Source organism: Streptomyces pseudoechinosporeus (genome assembly GCF_054783935.1).
On sequence record NZ_BAAGPS010000010.1, the window covers coordinates 85,197 to 100,410 of the forward strand.

Annotated in this window: 13 protein-coding genes and 2 pseudogenes; 11 read left to right on the forward strand and 4 right to left on the reverse strand. The window is 69.9% G+C overall.

Annotation, left to right across the window (positions count from 1 at the left end; genetic code table 11):
- Positions 1 to 102 precede the first annotated feature (102 nt).
- The 3 genes from ACYVO6_RS15565 (at position 103) to ACYVO6_RS15575 (ending at position 4,298) form a co-directional block, all read left to right on the forward strand.
- Positions 103 to 819 carry an IclR family transcriptional regulator gene (locus ACYVO6_RS15565; protein ID WP_461061539.1) on the forward strand — a complete coding sequence of 239 codons (717 nt, stop codon included), beginning with the start codon at positions 103 to 105 and terminating at the stop codon, positions 817 to 819.
- A gap of 501 nt (positions 820 to 1,320) precedes the next feature.
- Positions 1,321 to 2,841: a GMC family oxidoreductase gene (locus ACYVO6_RS15570; RefSeq protein ID WP_461061541.1), complete on the forward strand. Its 1,521-nt coding sequence runs from the start codon at positions 1,321 to 1,323 to the stop codon at positions 2,839 to 2,841.
- Positions 2,838 to 4,298: an aldehyde dehydrogenase family protein gene (locus ACYVO6_RS15575; protein ID WP_461061543.1), complete on the forward strand. Its 1,461-nt coding sequence runs from the start codon at positions 2,838 to 2,840 to the stop codon at positions 4,296 to 4,298. Before ACYVO6_RS15570 ends, ACYVO6_RS15575 begins: the two co-directional genes overlap by 4 nt.
- A 545-nt stretch (positions 4,299 to 4,843) precedes the next feature.
- Here the strand turns inward: ACYVO6_RS15575 and ACYVO6_RS15580 are convergent.
- A pseudogene (locus ACYVO6_RS15580) lies at positions 4,844 to 5,811 on the reverse strand (helix-turn-helix transcriptional regulator).
- A gap of 97 nt (positions 5,812 to 5,908) precedes the next feature.
- On the opposite strand from ACYVO6_RS15580, the gene ACYVO6_RS15585 reads away from it, so the two are divergent.
- The 3 genes from ACYVO6_RS15585 to ACYVO6_RS15595 all read left to right on the forward strand — a co-directional run bounded on the left by ACYVO6_RS15585 (position 5,909) and on the right by ACYVO6_RS15595 (position 8,458).
- Positions 5,909 to 7,447, forward strand: coding sequence for a carboxylesterase/lipase family protein (locus tag ACYVO6_RS15585; RefSeq protein ID WP_461061545.1), 1,539 nt, complete (start codon positions 5,909 to 5,911; stop codon positions 7,445 to 7,447).
- A gap of 141 nt (positions 7,448 to 7,588) precedes the next feature.
- Positions 7,589 to 7,762, forward strand: coding sequence for a hypothetical protein (locus ACYVO6_RS15590; RefSeq protein WP_461061547.1), 174 nt, complete (start codon positions 7,589 to 7,591; stop codon positions 7,760 to 7,762).
- A gap of 141 nt (positions 7,763 to 7,903) precedes the next feature.
- The gene (locus tag ACYVO6_RS15595; protein ID WP_461061882.1) at positions 7,904 to 8,458 is read left to right on the forward strand and encodes an alpha/beta hydrolase fold domain-containing protein; all 555 of its coding nucleotides are present in this window, start codon (positions 7,904 to 7,906) and stop codon (positions 8,456 to 8,458) included.
- On the opposite strand, the gene ACYVO6_RS15600 is transcribed toward ACYVO6_RS15595, so the two are convergent.
- Positions 8,373 to 8,849, reverse strand: coding sequence for a MarR family winged helix-turn-helix transcriptional regulator (locus ACYVO6_RS15600; RefSeq protein WP_461061549.1), 477 nt, complete (start codon positions 8,847 to 8,849; stop codon positions 8,373 to 8,375). The two genes, ACYVO6_RS15595 and ACYVO6_RS15600, sit on opposite strands and share 86 nt — an antisense overlap.
- Positions 8,850 to 9,057: 208 nt before the next feature.
- On the opposite strand from ACYVO6_RS15600, the gene ACYVO6_RS15605 reads away from it, so the two are divergent.
- Positions 9,058 to 10,182, forward strand: a complete 1,125-nt coding sequence (locus ACYVO6_RS15605; protein ID WP_461061551.1) for an amidohydrolase family protein — start codon at positions 9,058 to 9,060, stop codon at positions 10,180 to 10,182.
- Positions 10,183 to 10,485: 303 nt separating this feature from the next.
- Here the strand turns inward: ACYVO6_RS15605 and ACYVO6_RS15610 are convergent, their stop codons facing one another.
- Positions 10,486 to 10,761, reverse strand: coding sequence for a MarR family winged helix-turn-helix transcriptional regulator (locus ACYVO6_RS15610; RefSeq protein WP_461061884.1), 276 nt, complete (start codon positions 10,759 to 10,761; stop codon positions 10,486 to 10,488).
- A gap of 662 nt (positions 10,762 to 11,423) precedes the next feature.
- Here ACYVO6_RS15610 and ACYVO6_RS15615 point away from each other — a divergent pair.
- Positions 11,424 to 11,633 (forward strand): annotated as a pseudogene (locus ACYVO6_RS15615) (M55 family metallopeptidase); the annotation flags it as partial.
- 434 nt (positions 11,634 to 12,067) lie between these two features.
- Here the strand turns inward: ACYVO6_RS15615 and ACYVO6_RS15620 are convergent.
- Positions 12,068 to 12,529, reverse strand: coding sequence for a MarR family winged helix-turn-helix transcriptional regulator (locus ACYVO6_RS15620; protein WP_461061553.1), 462 nt, complete (start codon positions 12,527 to 12,529; stop codon positions 12,068 to 12,070).
- 156 nt (positions 12,530 to 12,685) lie between these two features.
- Between ACYVO6_RS15620 and ACYVO6_RS15625 the strand changes: the two genes are divergently transcribed.
- From ACYVO6_RS15625 to ACYVO6_RS15635, 3 genes are all read left to right on the forward strand, one after another.
- Complete coding sequence (locus ACYVO6_RS15625; RefSeq protein ID WP_461061555.1) at positions 12,686 to 13,630, forward strand: NmrA/HSCARG family protein; 945 nt, start codon at positions 12,686 to 12,688, stop codon at positions 13,628 to 13,630.
- Between the two features lie 140 nt (positions 13,631 to 13,770).
- Complete coding sequence (locus ACYVO6_RS15630; RefSeq protein ID WP_461061557.1) at positions 13,771 to 14,151, forward strand: DoxX family protein; 381 nt, start codon at positions 13,771 to 13,773, stop codon at positions 14,149 to 14,151.
- A 40-nt stretch (positions 14,152 to 14,191) separates the two neighbouring features.
- Positions 14,192 to 15,163 carry a pirin family protein gene (locus ACYVO6_RS15635; protein WP_461061559.1) on the forward strand — a complete coding sequence of 324 codons (972 nt, stop codon included), beginning with the start codon at positions 14,192 to 14,194 and terminating at the stop codon, positions 15,161 to 15,163.
- Positions 15,164 to 15,214 lie beyond the last annotated feature (51 nt).

The following is a 15,214-nucleotide window of genomic DNA, read 5'->3' on the forward strand; positions in this document are numbered from 1 at the left end:
TGTCAACGCACATGGCCCAGGCGCAAGAGCTTCTGGCGCAGGGCGAGATGATGCTCCGCGCTATCGTTCGTTTTGCGACTCACCAAGTTCGAGGGGGCTAGGGTGGAGATCTCCAAGACCGCCGACCAGGCATTGGTCCTGTTGCTGCGGATCGCCGATCAGGGTGCACAGACCCCGGTCGAACTCGCCCGGGCAACGGGCCTGAACCGCACCGTCGTGCACCGCCTGCTGGCCACGCTGCAGGGGCGGGGGTTCGTGCTCAAGCGCGGCGACCGCTACGCTCTCGGCGCCGTACTGATGCGCATGGCGGGTCAGTTCGAACCCGAGTTCCGGGCGGTGGCGCGGGAGGTCATGACCGCTCTCGCCGACAAACTGAAGGAAACGCTGGTGCTCGCCGTCCGCGAGGACGACCAGGTGGTGATCGTCGAGCAGGTGACCGGCTCGCACCACCTCGTACGCGTCCAGTACGACCTCGGCTACCGCCATCCGATCACACTCGGCGCCAGCGGGCTGGCACTGCTCGCCTTCCTCGACGCGCCGGAGCGCGAGGCCGTCCTCGCTCGCGTCGAGGAACCGGAGCGGATCCACCGGCGCCTGTCGGAGGTCCAGACGCTGGGCTACGCGGTCACCCACGACGAACTCCGGGTCGGCGCCTACGGGCTGGCGGTGCCGGTCCGCGACGGCGACGGTTCGGTGATCGCCAGCCTGGCGGTCATCGTGCCGACCACCCGAACGCCGGGCTTCGCCGACTACGCGCATCCGCTGACCACGGCCGCCGAACGGATCACCGAGCTGCTCGCCGGAACGGCGGACGAGTAGAACGGGGATCGTTCGCAGACCGGCTCCCGGGGCGCAGTTCACGGTGCCTGCGGCGCGCCGTCCCCAGCGAGGGCCCCATGGATGTCGAGCCAAGCAGTCGGCTCAGCAACTCCACCGGCAAGGTCGGACGTCAGGGCGTCCCAAGGAACCGCTGCCGCGCGGCTGCCTGCCGCAGTTCTTTCCCATCGCGCCGCCCTGCCGTCGCACGAGTGCGTCGCACTTTTCGGTCGCCGTGAGTTCGATCCGCTGACCGTCCGCCAGCAAATGGGTCCTGCCGCACCGAATCGAACCACCTCGAATCAACCTGACCGAATACCGGTGCCCTGTGACTGCCCTGGCGGATGGGGCAGCGCGTTCTCGGCGGGGAGATCCGTCCGCGTTGCGACTCTTGACACCGCTGCAACCACGCCGCAATATTCCGAACACGCAAGTTCGACAAACGAACGCTATCCCAATGGTTCTCCAGGGCGGGAAGCCGTCTTGATCGGTACGGGAGTACGCATGACCGAGGGAACATCCACCTATGACGACGTAGTCGTCGGCGCCGGTTCAGCGGGCTCGGTGCTCGCTCGTCGGCTCGTCGACGCGGGCCGACGTGTCCTGCTCGTCGAAGCCGGCCCGCTGGATACACGGCCCGAGATCCATGACCCCGCGAGCTCGCTCGCGCTGTGGCACACCGAGGTCGACTACGCCTACGTGACCGAACCGCAGGAGCATGCCGCCGGACGACGTCTGGGATGGCCGCGGGGCAAGGTCGTGGGCGGATGCAGCTCGATCAACGGCATGATCTACGCCCGCGGGGTTCCCGAGGACTACAACAGCTGGGCGTACCGCGGCTGCTACGGCTGGGACTGGGACTCGGTTCTTCCCTACTTCAAGCGGTCCGAGGACCACGAGGAGGGCGCGTCGGAGCTGCACGGCCACGGCGGACCGCTGCCGGTCGGCCGGATCAAGAACCCGAACCCCCTGGCCGCAGCATTCGTCGCGGCGGCGACCCAGGCCGGGCTGCCCTTCATCTCCGACCCGAACAGCCCCGAATACCTCGGAGTGAGCTATACCCAGCTCAACGTGCGGGACGGACGTCGCCGCAGCGCCTGGGCGAGTTTCGTCGAGCCTGTCCTCGGCAACCCCGCGCTGACCGTGGTGACCGGCGCCGTCGTGTCGCGTCTGCTGTTCGACGGCGAGCGCTGCGTGGGGGTGGAGTACGTCCTCGACGGGCGTACCGAGCAGGCGCGGGCGGAGAACGAGGTCGTGGTCAGCGGCGGTGCGATCGGGTCGCCTCAGCTCCTGCTGCTCTCCGGCATCGGGCCGGCCGATCAGTTGCGGGCTCTGGGCATCGACGTGCTCGCGGATCTTCCCGGTGTCGGTGGCAATCTGCACGACCACCTGATCTGCCCGGTCCTGTGGGAGACCACGCAGCCGCTGCCGCAGCCTTCGGCGCAGGGCCTTGAGGTGAACATCTTCTGGAAGAGCCACCCCGATCTGACCGCACCGGACACCCAGCCGTTGCTGGTTCATGCGCCCTACCTCGGAGATGACCCGAACGTGCCGCAGAACGGGTTCACGTGCTTGGGCGGGCTCGTACGCCCGCTCAGCCGGGGGCGCCTGTGGCTGCGGTCGGCCGACCCGACGACGCCGCCCGCGCTGGACCCGCAGGTGTTCGCCGAGCCCCACGACCTCGAAGTGATGGTCGACTCCGTCGAACTGGTCCGCGAGATCGGCCGCCAGCCTGCTCTGGGCGAGTGGCGCAAGGACGAGTGGGCTCCGGGCACCCACGTCACCAGCCGGGATGCCGTGCGCGACTACGTCCGCAACCGCGTGCAGACCTATCACCACCAGGTCGGTACCTGCCGGATGGGCGTCGACCGGGAGGCGGTCGTGGATCCGCAACTGCGCGTCCACGGCGTCGAGGGGCTGCGAGTGGTGGACGCCTCCGTCATGCCTGACATCCCGTCCGGGAACACCCATGCCCCCACCGTCATGATCGCCGAGCGGGCCGCTGACCTGCTCATCGGGAAGTGAGTACCGACATGTACGAGAAGGGCCAACTGCTCATCGGCGGGGAATGGGTCGGCTCCTCCGGCGAGCGATTCGAGACGATCAATCCGGCGACCGGTGAGACCATCGGTGACCTCGCGCTCGCGGGCTCCTCTGAGGTCGACGCGGCGGTTGACGCGGCGGGACGTGCGTTCGAATCCGCGGAGTGGGCCGACATGATGCCCGACGAGCGGGGCCGGCTCTTGTGGCGGCTGGCCGACCTGGTCGAAGAGAACGCGCGCGAGCTGGCCGAGGTCGAGACCCTCGACAACGGGATGCCGGTCACGCTCAACGAACAGTTCGTCCTCCCCAACGTGATCAGCGTCCTGCGGTACTACGCCGGTTGGACCACCAAGATCACCGGTGTCACCTCGCCGGTGTCGGTGCCCGGCTTCGCCCACCACACCCTGCGGGAGCCACTGGGTGTCTGTGGACTGATCACGCCGTGGAACGCGCCGCTGATGATCCTGGCCTGGAAACTCGCCCCAGCGCTGGCCACCGGCAACACCGTGGTGATCAAGCCCGCGGAACAGGCACCGCTGTCCACATTGCGCCTCGCCGGGTTGGCAACCAGAGCCGGCTTCCCGCCCGGGGTGGTCAACGTGCTCACCGGCGACGGTTCGACAGGGGCGGCCCTGGTCCGGCACCCCGGGGTCGCGAAGATCTCCTTCACCGGCTCCACCGAGGTCGGCAAGGAGATCCTCCGCGCCAGCGCGGACCGTCTGACGCGCGTGTCGCTGGAGCTCGGTGGCAAGGCGCCCAGCATCATCGCCGCAGACGCGGACATCGACGCCGCGGTCATGGGCAATCTGCTGGGCGGGCTGTTCAACGCCGGCCAGATCTGCGCGCAGTACGCGCGGATGTACGTCCATGCCAGCCGCATCGACGAGTTCGCCACGAAGATCACTGCCGCCGTCTCCGGCATGGGCCTGGGCAACGGCATGGACCCGGCCACCCAGCTCGGTCCGCTTGTCTCCGCCGAGCAGCTGGAGCGCGTGATGCGCTATGTCCAACTCGGCGTCGACCAAGGCGCGACCTTGCTGACGGGTGGTGAGCGGGCCACCTCAGGTGACCTCGCGAAGGGGTTCTTCCTCCGGCCGGCCATCTTCACCGACGTGGCCGACTCGATGACGATCGCCAAGGAGGAGATCTTCGGCCCGGTGCTGTCGATCCTGTCCTACGAGGACGAGGACGACGTCGTCGCACGCGCCAACGACACGCCGTACGGCCTGGTGGCCAGCGTCTGGACCCGCGATGTCGGCCGCGCCAACCGGCTCGCGCGGCGGCTGAAGGCCGGCGCGGTGTACATCAACTCCCTGCCCGTGCAGGATCCGGCAGCGCCGTGGGGCGGACGCAAGGCCTCCGGCATCGGCCGCGAGATGGGGTGGCAGGCCATCGAGGCCTACACCGAAGTCAAGGGCATCTGGACGAACCTATCTTGACCGGCCGCCCCCAGCCGACGACGTCCGGGGCCAGCCCGTCCAGCCCGACCACTCCCGAAGCACGCGGCACAGATCCGGCAAGCCCCTAGCCGCGACGAGGGGCGGAGACGCAGACGGCCGGCGGGTCGCCGCACGGCCGCCTGCGGGCGCTTGCCGGTAGGCCGACGATGACGATCTGCCTGGCCACGATCGTTTGTTCACCCTGAGCCCGGCTCCGGCTCCGGCTCCGGGGAGCCTGTCGCGGAGCGCGATCGCAGGCATGCTGCCCTTCGCCGCGATCATGGCGCTGGCCTCGACCGGGCAGTCCCTTGTGGTGCGCCAGCGTGGCCTGGACCTGTCGGGCGCAGTCACCGCCCGCGGGCCGGAGAGCCAGGCCCTGTGGTACCGGCCTGGGCGGCCGCAGGGCGCATTCGACCGTTACGTAGATCGCCGCGAACAGGACGGCCCGGCAGGCAGACGGGCGGCAAGACCGGTTGGCGCAACCCGACGAATGCGATGGCGGTCTCGATGCAGACCTGCCATTCGGCACAGGTCGGTAGGTGCGGTCAGGCCCGCGCACCGTAGAGCGCGGTGAGTTCGGCGGACACGGCGGCGATTTCGGCGCGGGCCTCGGGCGGGTCGAGGACCTCGACAGCGGCGCCCAGGGAGAGCAGGCCGCGTACGTCGGGAAGTTCGCGGAAGGCGAGTTCGGCACGGGCCCAGCCGTCATCCACGGGGAGGGGCGGGGCGACCATCTGGGAGGCGAAAAGACGCTGGAAGATCTCCAGTTGCTCGCGGCGTACCCGGCAGCGGACCCGGATGCCGTCCGGCAGGCTCTCGAAGCGTTCGCGCAGCAGGGCCCAGAGGGTTGCCAGGGTCTGGCCGGGACGACGGTGGACGGGTTCGTCGGTAACCTCGGCGGCCTTGACCCGGTCGGCGCGGAACAGCCGGGACGCACCGTCCCGGTCGGCGACCAGATACCAGACACCTGCCTTGCTGACCAGCCCGTACGGGTCCACCGTGTAGCGGCGCGGCTCGCGGGCGTCGCCGCTGCGGTAGGTCAGCCGGAGCCGGCGGTCAGTGAAGGCGGCGTGCTGGAGCTCTGCGAGATGGGCGTCGGAGGCCGTTTCGGTGCCGTGCATCCAGCGGACGGGGTCGACGAGGACGCGCTCGCTGGTGCGTGCCGCGTCGCCGCGGTGCGGGGCGGGCAGCGCGGCCATGACCTTCCGTAGCGCCGAGCGGAACGCCTCCCCGAGGCCGAGGGCATCGTGCGTGCCCTCGGTGGCGAGGACGAACAGGGCGCGTGCCTCGTCGTTGGTCAGCCCGATGACATCGGTGCGGTAGCCGGGCAGCAGCCGCACCCCGCCGCTGCGTCCGCGCTCCTTCCACACCGGGACGCCGGCGGCGGACAGTGCTTCGACGTCGCGGTAGACGGTGCGGACGGAGACCTCCAGGTGCTCGGCGAGCTCGACGTGGGAGATCCGTTCGCGGGTCTGCAGGAGCAGCAGATGGACAGCAGTCGGTCGGCTTTCACACGAGTGAGCGTAAATCCTGACGGCCGGTGTCACGTAGGGGTGGAATGCTCACTTCCGCCCAGCTGACCTCGCACCATGGGAAGACAGGCTCACGCCATGACAGACGCACTTCTGACCGATACCGCCGCGGGAACCGTTCGCGGATGTGCACTTCCCGGCGGGGGTCGTCTCTTCGCCGGTATCCCCTTCGCCGCACCCCCGGTGGGGGAGTTGCGGTTCCGTCCGCCCCAGCCGCCCCGGCCGTGGCAGGGTGTCCGCCGGGCCGACCGCTTCGCACCGGCGCCCGCACAGGGCGCGTCCTCCCTGGTGCCGGGGGCGAGCCAGACGTCCACCTTCCCCGCCTTCCCCACGGCGGAGATCCGGGAGACGTCCGAGGACTGCCTGTATCTCAACGTCTGGACGCCCACGACGACGGCCGAGGACGCCCGCCGGCCTGTCATCGTGTGGATCTACGGCGGCGGATACGACGCCGGCTCCGCCGCACCCCCGTACAGCGACGGGGCCGCTCTCGCCCGGCAGACCGGCACGGTCGTCGTCACCGCCAACTACCGCCTGGGAGCCCTCGGTTTCCTGCACCTGGCCGACCTCGGCAGCCAGTGGGCCGGGTCCACCAACCTCGCCCTCCAGGACCAGATGGCCGCCCTGCGCTGGGTACGGGACAACATCACCTCCTTCGGCGGTGACCACGGCAACATCACCGTGGCGGGGCAGTCCGCCGGTGCCTTCTCCGTCGGAGCCCTGCTGGCCGCACCCGCAGCCGCCGGCCTCTTCCACAAGGCGATCCTGCAGAGCGGCAGTACGTCCCGGATCTTCGACCGGGCCACCGCCACCACCATGGCCGAGGATCTGATCACCGCACTCCGCCTCGACGGCCCAGAGGACCTGCTCACCGTCACCTGCCGGCGGATCCTGGACGCGCAGAGCACCGTCGTCACCGGCGACATCGGACAGCGCAACCTGCCCGGCGGCCGCTCCTGGGGTGCCGTACTCGACGGCGGCGTGCTGCCCGTCGCCCCGCAGCAGGCCGTCGCCGACGGCGCCGCCGCAGACATCCCCCTGCTCGTCGGCGCCACCCGCGACGAAGCCCGCGTCTTCCAGATGATCGGCGGCGACTCCTTCCGCCCCGAGGGCGAAACCACCCTATACACCGAGATGCGGTGCGCCGGTATCACGGAACCGGAGAAGCTCCTCGACGCCTACCGGAGCCGCACCGCCGACCCCGACGACCTGTCGGCCCTGCGCGGTGCCTTCCTCACCGACGCCCTCTACCGGATCCCGGCCACGCGTCTGGCCCGGGCCCAGGCAGGGGCGGGAGGCCGCGCCTACCACTACCTCCTCGTCGACGAACCGTGCGGACCGGCCATGGGCGCCTTCCACGGCGCCGACCTGCTCCTCGTCTTCGACAAACTGTCCCTCGTCGGCGCCGACACCCCCGAACACCTCACCGCCCGCGACACCCTCGTCGGCGCCTGGGCCGCCTTCGCCGCCACCGGATCCCCAGGCTGGCCGCCGTACGCCCCGGAGGCCACGGGCAACTCCCGCGCCATCGGCGGCTCCCCCGCCGAAGCCGACCGCATGATCACCGAACCCCCGGCCGACGACGTCACCGCACTCTGGCCCACCCGGCCATCCTGACGCGCCCGGGATCGAAAGCGGCCGGCCTGCTTTACGGAAGCGCCGTGAGATCCCTGACGCGGGATGTCACGTATGGCGCGGAATGGTGTCTGCAGTCCCGAAGATCGCGCGAGCGAGACGCTTCCGAGGAGCAGAGCACCCATGTCCTACGCCTTCGATCCCGAGCTGGCCCATGTTGTCCTGATGATCAACGATCTGCCGTTCACCGACATCGCCGCCGCCCGCGCGGCCGAGAAGGAGATGACGGCGCACCTGCCCGTCTACGAGCCGGCCCGGCAGGTCGACGTCCGCGACACTCTTGTTCCGGGCCCCTGAGGGCGCACCGCAGGTCCCGGTCCGGATCTACACCCCGGCCGGCACCGAGGCAGCGGACACCGGCCTGCCCGGCCTGGTGTACCTGCACGGCGGCGGCTATGTGCTCGGCAGTCCGGACTTCTGCCACTCCGACCTGCTGCTATCGCCGACCAGGTCGGCGCGGTGGGGGTCTCGGTGGACTACCGGCTCGCGCCCGAGTACCCCTTCCCGACCGGACTGGAGGACTCCTACGCTGCGCCGGCCTGGACGGCCGGACACTCAGCGGAGCTGGGCATCGACCCGGCACGGCTGGCTGTCGGCGGCGACAGCGCCGTCGGCGGCGTCGCCACGGCGTGGCCCTGCTGGTCCGGGACCGCGGCGGCCCGGCGCTACGTATGCAGTACCTGGGCATTCCGATGTTGGACGACCGGCTGGAGACACCGTCGATGCGGGCTTCACCGACACCCCGGTGTGGAACCGCCCCACCTCCGAGATCCGCTGGAGCCACTAATCCAATCCACGGCGGGCGGACAGCCGCAGGCCGCGTTTGCTGAGCCGACGACGCAGGTGGTCGTAGTTCGTCGCCCTTGTCGGCGTGGAAGTCGGCCACTGCCCCCGGGAGCAAACAGCGTTACCGGGTGGAAAGGTCGGGGAGGTCCGCCGCTGCCGATTCCGGAGATCCCCACGGTTCCTCCAGTGCGGCCCGTAGTGCGGTGACGGTATCCGCGCCGACGCGTTCGGCGATTGCGGCTTCGAGTCCGGCCAGTATCTGCATCGTCTCGGCGCGGCGCCGGACACCGGCCACCGTGAGGCGCACGAGCTTCGACCGGGCGGAGTGCGGATCGCTCTCCACGGTCACCACGCCCAGGGCGACAAGTTCATGGACCCATTGGTGCGCGGTCGGGGCGCTGACGCCCAGACGCCGGGCCAGCTCGGCGATGCTCGCCCCCTCTGACGGGAGCTGACTGAGCAGGGTCACGTGTGCCGCACTGACGGCCGGCCCGTCTTCCTGGGCCTCGAACGCAGTGGTCAGGGCGGCTCGGAACCAGTTGTGTGCGCGCCACAGCAGCCGGATGAGCGGCTCGGATTCAGACGGGGAGGAGGCCATGGGGTTCTGCTTTCACGGTGAGGCGGTCGGTCCGGCGCGGTCTGCCGATCGTAGGCCGGTCAGGTCTGGTGCCCCACATCACCGGGAGCTTCCGAGATCAGCATTCATTAGGTAGCCTATGATTAGGTTACCTAATAGTGGACTCAGATCGATCCCACCCCTCCGACTCATGCCCCCGATTCCCGTCAAACCGATGGAAGGCAGGACGATGACGACAGGATCGTCTGTATCCCCCCTCGCCGCGGGCACCTCGCGGCGGCGCCTGCTGGCCGCCGCGGCCGGCGCCACCGCAGGCACAGCAGGCCTCACGGCCCCGCCCGCCGCCGCCCAGGCCGTCACCTCCACGTCGGCCGGGACCGCCGTCGGCCGCCCGGGGCGCGGCATGAAGGTGATCGCAGTCGAAGAGGCGTTCTCCGTTCCGGAGCTGATCCCATGGCCGGGCGAGGCCCGTATGCCCCCCGGCTGGGGGGAAGAGTGGGGGCGCCGGCTCGCCGACTTCACGGAGCTGCGGCTGGCGGACATGGACGAGCACGGGGTGGACGTGCAAGTCCTGTCGCTCACCTCACCCGGCGTGGAGGCCATCGAGGACCCCTCCGAGGCCGTGGCCACGGCCCGCCGGGTCAACGACCGCCTGGCCGACGTGGTCGCCGCCCACCCGACACGGTTCGCCGGCTTCGCCGCCCTGCCGTTGCAGGATCCGAAGGCCGCGGTGGTGGAGCTGCGCCGGGCGGTGGAGCAACTGGGCCTCAAGGGGGTCCTGCACAACGACCACGTCCAGGGCCACTACCTCGACGAGCCGCAGTTCCGGCCCGTGTGGGCCGAGCTTGAACGGCTCGGCGTGACGCTCTACCTCCATCCCGCGCTCTTCCCCGCCGATCAGTGGCGGGTGTTCCAGGGGCATCCCGTGCTGAGCGGGCCGTCCTGGGGATGGACAGCGCAGGTCGGCGCCCACGCACTGCGCCTGATCTACGGTGGAGTGTTCGACGAGTTCCCCGGGGCCTCGGTGACGCTGGGGCACATGGGAGAACTGCTGCCTTTCCAGCTGGCCCGGCTCGACAGCCGCTACCACCAGGCCGACCCCAAGAGCAGGCCACGACAACTGCCCTCCCACTACCTGCGGCACAACCTCTACGCGACCACCAGCGGCGTCTTCTCCCACGCGGCCCTCCTCGGAGCCGTCCAGGCCATCGGCGTCGACCGGCTGCTGTTCGCCGTCGACTACCCCTACGAATCAACGGCCGAGGCAGTCGAGTTCCTCCGCACAGCGCCGTTCTCCCGCGCCGACCTCAAACGCATCGCACACCGCAACGCGGCACACCTGCTGAACCTCTGACCAAGACAGCAGCAGGTGGGGAATGCGGCTGGGCCGACGGCCCAGCACCGCGAGCACCGGCACCGGATGCTCGGTCCTGAGCCAGAGGCAAGGCACCGGCCACCGCCAGGGGGCGGACGGCGACCGCGAGCGCCAGGGCACGCGCACCACCCGCGCCGTACCGTCCCGGCGGAAGGGGGCGGGCCCATGGTCTCTGCGATGACGGCGAGGGCGATTGTCTTTCGGTCCGGGCGACTGGCTGCAGGTGGCCATGCGGTTACGGCGCCCATCCGGCACTGAGAGTCTGCGCGTCCGCGCGGAACTTCATTCGTTGGCGTCGCGGAGCGTGCGCAGGATGCGCTCGAGGTGGCGGCGATCCTCGGATGAGAGCGGTCCGGTGACGTGGCTGCGGAGCTGGGAGACGTGGGCGGTCAGGGCGCGGTCGAGCGCCTCGGCGCCCTGGTCGGTCAATGCGGCGAGTGCGGCTCGTCGGTCGACAGGGTCGGGATCGCGGCGGATCAACTCATCCTTCGCCATGCGGTCGGCGAGCGGGGTGAAGCCGCCCGAGCTGAAGGACACGGCCTCCGCCAGGTCCGTCATGCCCCCGGCGAGCGCACCGGCACCTTCCGCCTCGGCGGCGACGACCTGCTCATCGCATGGGACGGCACCAGCTTCATCAGCGCCGAGGACTACGCGGTCGCCCTGGTCGACGAGGCCGAGAAGAGCACCGCGATCCGTCACCGCATCACCGTCACGTACTGACGGACGTCTCTCCACGGCGTCCGTTTCGACGTCACGCTGACCGGCAGGGTCAAGGTGACGCGAACAGGGCCGATGTGAAGGGCCCACCGCTCTCGCTTCGCCTGCACGGGTGGAGTCACTGGAGTCGCCGAGCCCAAGGTGCGGCGACCGCCCTGGGCAGGGCACTTCAGTCGGCCGCCGACGGGGCCGACGAGAATGGCACTGTGCCGCCCCGGCGCCACCGACGCGTAGGGCGGCGGCTCGGTACGAGGCAGGGTCCGGAATCACCCGGCAGGTGTGGGCCAAGGTGTGCGCCCTAGTGCTGCTGGATCAAGCCCGCCACGCGGGACGTGATGTCGTCGGCATCCAACGACAATATCCGGATCTTCCGCTTCCCTGCCTGTCCGTGCACCGGGGCGGTGTTCTGGCAGCCCGTGACTGACGTGTTCAGGCCTCCAGGAGGCCCCGCATGAGCACTCTCTCCTTCAAGGTTCCCTCGCCGGCGCGCAACCTGAGGCAGCATGAAGATCCTCATCGGCGGCGACACGGAGAGCGCCACGAGGGTGACCTCACCGGCCGGCGTGCTGCCGGGACCCCGCAGTGGGAGCGGTGCCGGGCGATGCTCACCTCGAACGTCAACGCCGCCGTGCTCGGTTTCTTCGACGGCGGCGCGCCCCCACTGGACCATGCGCAACCTGCTCCTCGAACCGCTCGATGAGCGGGCGAACGTGACCGCGTTCGTGGTCCGCCGGCTCATCGCGCGCGGCCTGCTGACCGAGCTCAGCGGCAACCCGGACGGCTCACTCCTCAACCCACCCAGGTCGACGCCGCGGGCCGGCGCGAGGACCCGGCCGACCTGGTCGCAGCCGCCACCCCACTCGGTCCCGACCAGGCCGCCGAACGTCTCGGGGTGAGGCGAGTTGAGTTCGACCACATGCGGACCGGGGATGGATCAAGCCCACGGAGTGGCGAGAGGTGGGGTACGGCACCTCCGGGCCGGGACGGTCGACGTGCCGATCTTCACCACGGCGTCGGTCGACGCGCACCCCGAGGTCGACTGGGAGCAGCTGCATCAGGGCAAGCATTTCCGACTGCCCCATGGGCCCTCCGAGACGAGCGAAGTCAGGAGTCGGCGGTGTCACCAGTGCGAGGACCGCGGCGAGAGTCACCGTGGCTCGTTGTCTAGTTGTTCCAGGATGCGGTTGGAGAGCCGTGCGAAGGTGTCGAGTTCGTCGCTGAGGGCGTCGATGACCAGGCGGCGGACCATGGCGACATGGTGGGGTGCGGCGGCCTCGATGATTTGGCGGCCGGCCGGTGTGATGGCGACGAAGGCACCGCGTCCGTCCTCGGCGCATTCTTCCCGGGTCACCAGGCCGCGTTTGGTCATCCTGGCGATCTGGTGGGACAGGCGGCTCTGTTCCCACTCGATGGTGCTGGCGAGGTCCTGGAATCGTTGCCGACCGTCGGGGGTGTCGGTGAGGGCGACGAGGATCTGGAAGTCGGCGCCGGACAGCTTGTGCGCCTTCAGGTCACGCTCCAGCGTGGCCCAGAGCTTCTGGTGCAGGCGGATGAAGGCACGCCAGGCGTGCTGCTCGGCGGGGCTCAGCCACGCGGGTGTGTCGTTCATACGCAACGAGTTTACTGGGCGCTTGACATGTCATACACCTGCATCTAACGTCCATGACACATCACATGACACGTCATGCACTTTCGGATGTGGAGGTACATGATGCGTCATGCAGTGGGGGTGTGCTGCCCCTGACCCAACAAGAAGGAGAAGGCCGTGGCGGAGAAGAAGGTCATCGCGGTGGTCGGCGCGACCGGTGCCCAAGGCGGCGGGCTGGCCAGGGCGATCCTGGCCGACGCCGGTGGTGAGTTCGCGGTACGTGCACTGACCCGCAGCCCCGACTCGGACACCGCACGCGAACTCACGGCGCTGAGCGCCGAGGTGGTGAAGGCCGACATCGGCGACCTGCGGAGCCTGACGGAGGCGTTCGACGGGGCGCATGGGGCGTTCCTGGTGACCAACTTCTGGGCGGACATGTCGCCCGAGCGGGAGAAGCAGGAGGCGGCGACCATGGCCCGGGCCGCCAAGGCCGCGGGCGTGGCCCATGTGATCTGGTCGACGCTGGAGGACACCCGCGACTACATCCCGCTCGACGACGAGCGCATGCCCACGCTGATGGGCAGCTACAAGGTCCCGCACTTCGACGCCAAGGCCGAGGCCAACCAGTTCTTCACCGATGCCGGGGTGCCGACCACCTTCCTGCAGACCACTTTCTACTGGGAGAACCTGCTCGGCCCGATGGCGCCGCGACGGGGAGACGACGGCCGGCTCGTGCTGGCCATGCCGATGGCCGACAGTGCGCTCGCCGGCATCGCCGCCGAGGACATCGGCAAGACCGCTTACGGCATCTTCCGCCGCGGCGGTGACCTCGTGGGCCGCACCGTGTCCATCGCCGGCGAGCACCTGACCGGCAAGCAGATGGCCGAGCAGCTCAGCGCGGCCCTGGGTGAAGACGTGGCGTACGTGCCGGTGCCCTTCGACGCGATGCGGGCGCAGCCGTTCCCCGCCGCGGCCGAGTCGGGGAACATGTTCCAGTTCTACGCGGAGGTGCCGCAGTTCAACGCGGTCCGCGACCTCGACGCCGTCCGCGGTCTGAACCCGCAACTCCAGACGTTCCAGCAGTGGCTGAACGCGCACAAGTCCGCCTTCGCCGGCTCCTGACGGGCGACCCGGCGGATCTTATTCCACGCATCTAATCCCCAGGGCCCCGGCGTTCTCGCGAAATGCCGCTTTCATCCCGCACATCGGGACGCATCACGAGAACGCCGGGGCCCTGTCTGCCCCCCTTGATTGGTCAACTCATGAACATCGCTTTGTGGATTCTGGCCGGCCTGCTCGCCGCGCTCTTCCTGGCCGCCGGCGGCGCGAAGCTGGCCCAGCCGAAGGAGAAGCTCGCCGCCTCGCCGAACATGGCGTGGGCCGAGGACTTCTCTCCCGGCATGCTCAAGCTGATCGGCGCCCTGGAGGTGCTGGCCGCGGTCGGGTTGATCCTGCCCGCCGCGCTGGACATCATCCCCGTCCTGGTGCCGCTGGCCGCCGTCGGCCTCGTGCTGCTGATGGCCGCGGCGGCGACAACCCACGCCAGGCGCAAGGAGTCCAGCGCGATCGTGCCGAACCTTGTGCTGATCGTGCTGGCCGGTGCGGTGGTGTGGGGCCGCTTCGGCCCGTACTCCTTCGCCTGATCGCCTGATCGCCGGCAGCGTCCGTCCAGGGAGGAGCACCATGCCCGCCATCACCGTCGAGGACGTCCTCGTCCTGCCCCGCCTGCCCGGACTCGCCCCTGCCAGGACCCGGATCCGCGCGGTGCGCCGGCTGGTCACCGCACCGCGCGGCTACGAGGGTGAGGGCTTCCCGGTGCGCCGCGGGTTCGCCGATGTGCCCCTGTCCGAACTGGATCCTTTCGTCCACTTCGATCATCTCGGCGAAGTGGACCTGGGCCCCGGTGAGCCCAAGGGGACCCCGTGGCATCCGCACCGCGGCTTCGAGACCGTCACGTACGTCATCGACGGCATCGTGGACCACCAGGACTCCAACGGTGGCCGTGGGCGGATCGCCGACGGCGACACCCAGTGGATGACCGCCGGGGCGGGCATCCTGCACATCGAGGCGCCGCCGGAGAGCCTGGTGATGAGCGGAGGCGTGATCCACGGCACCCAGCTGTGGGTCAACCTGCCCCGGGCGAAGAAGCTGGTCCCGCCCCGATACCAGGACATCCGCGGCAGCCAGGCGGCGCTGCTGACCACACCGGACGGCGGCGCGCTCATCCGGGTCATCGCCGGCGACATCGTCGGACACGCCGGACCGGGGGTCACACACACGCCGATCACACTGGCGCACATCACGGTCGAGCCCGGCGCCCAGGTCGACCTGCCCTGGCACCCCGGACACAACGCGCTGGTCTACGCCCTGGCCGGCGTCGGCACCGTCGGCGCCGAGAACAGGCCGATCCAGGTCGGTCAACTCGTCGTGCACGGGCCCGGGGACGGCCTGCGCCTCACCGCCGCGCCGCGGCAGGCCTCACACACCCCGAAGCTGGAGCTGTATGTCATGGGCGGGCAGCCGATTCGTGAACCGGTCGCCCACTACGGCCCGTTCGTCATGAACACCCGCGACGAACTGGTCCAGGCCTTCGAGGACTACCAGGCCGGCCGGCTCGGCGTCATCCCCGCCACCCGACTGCCGCACACCGGATAGCCGGCCACCGAATCTCCCGGGCCCCGGCTCCGACCGCACGCCGGGTCCTGT

Bases quoted from the DNA above. Each gene is read 5' to 3' on its own strand.
- ACYVO6_RS15570 (WP_461061541.1), top strand. From the start codon at position 1,321: ATGACCGAGGGAACATCCACCTATGACGACGTAGTCGTCGGCGCCGGT.
- ACYVO6_RS15585 (WP_461061545.1), top strand. From the start codon at position 5,909: ATGACAGACGCACTTCTGACCGATACCGCCGCGGGAACCGTTCGCGGA.
- ACYVO6_RS15590 (WP_461061547.1), top strand. From the start codon at position 7,589: ATGTCCTACGCCTTCGATCCCGAGCTGGCCCATGTTGTCCTGATGATC.
- ACYVO6_RS15600 (WP_461061549.1), bottom strand. From the start codon at position 8,849: ATGGCCTCCTCCCCGTCTGAATCCGAGCCGCTCATCCGGCTGCTGTGG.
- ACYVO6_RS15605 (WP_461061551.1), top strand. From the start codon at position 9,058: ATGACGACAGGATCGTCTGTATCCCCCCTCGCCGCGGGCACCTCGCGG.
- ACYVO6_RS15610 (WP_461061884.1), bottom strand. From the start codon at position 10,761: ATGACGGACCTGGCGGAGGCCGTGTCCTTCAGCTCGGGCGGCTTCACC.
- ACYVO6_RS15620 (WP_461061553.1), bottom strand. From the start codon at position 12,529: ATGAACGACACACCCGCGTGGCTGAGCCCCGCCGAGCAGCACGCCTGG.
- ACYVO6_RS15630 (WP_461061557.1), top strand. From the start codon at position 13,771: ATGAACATCGCTTTGTGGATTCTGGCCGGCCTGCTCGCCGCGCTCTTC.
- ACYVO6_RS15635 (WP_461061559.1), top strand. From the start codon at position 14,192: ATGCCCGCCATCACCGTCGAGGACGTCCTCGTCCTGCCCCGCCTGCCC.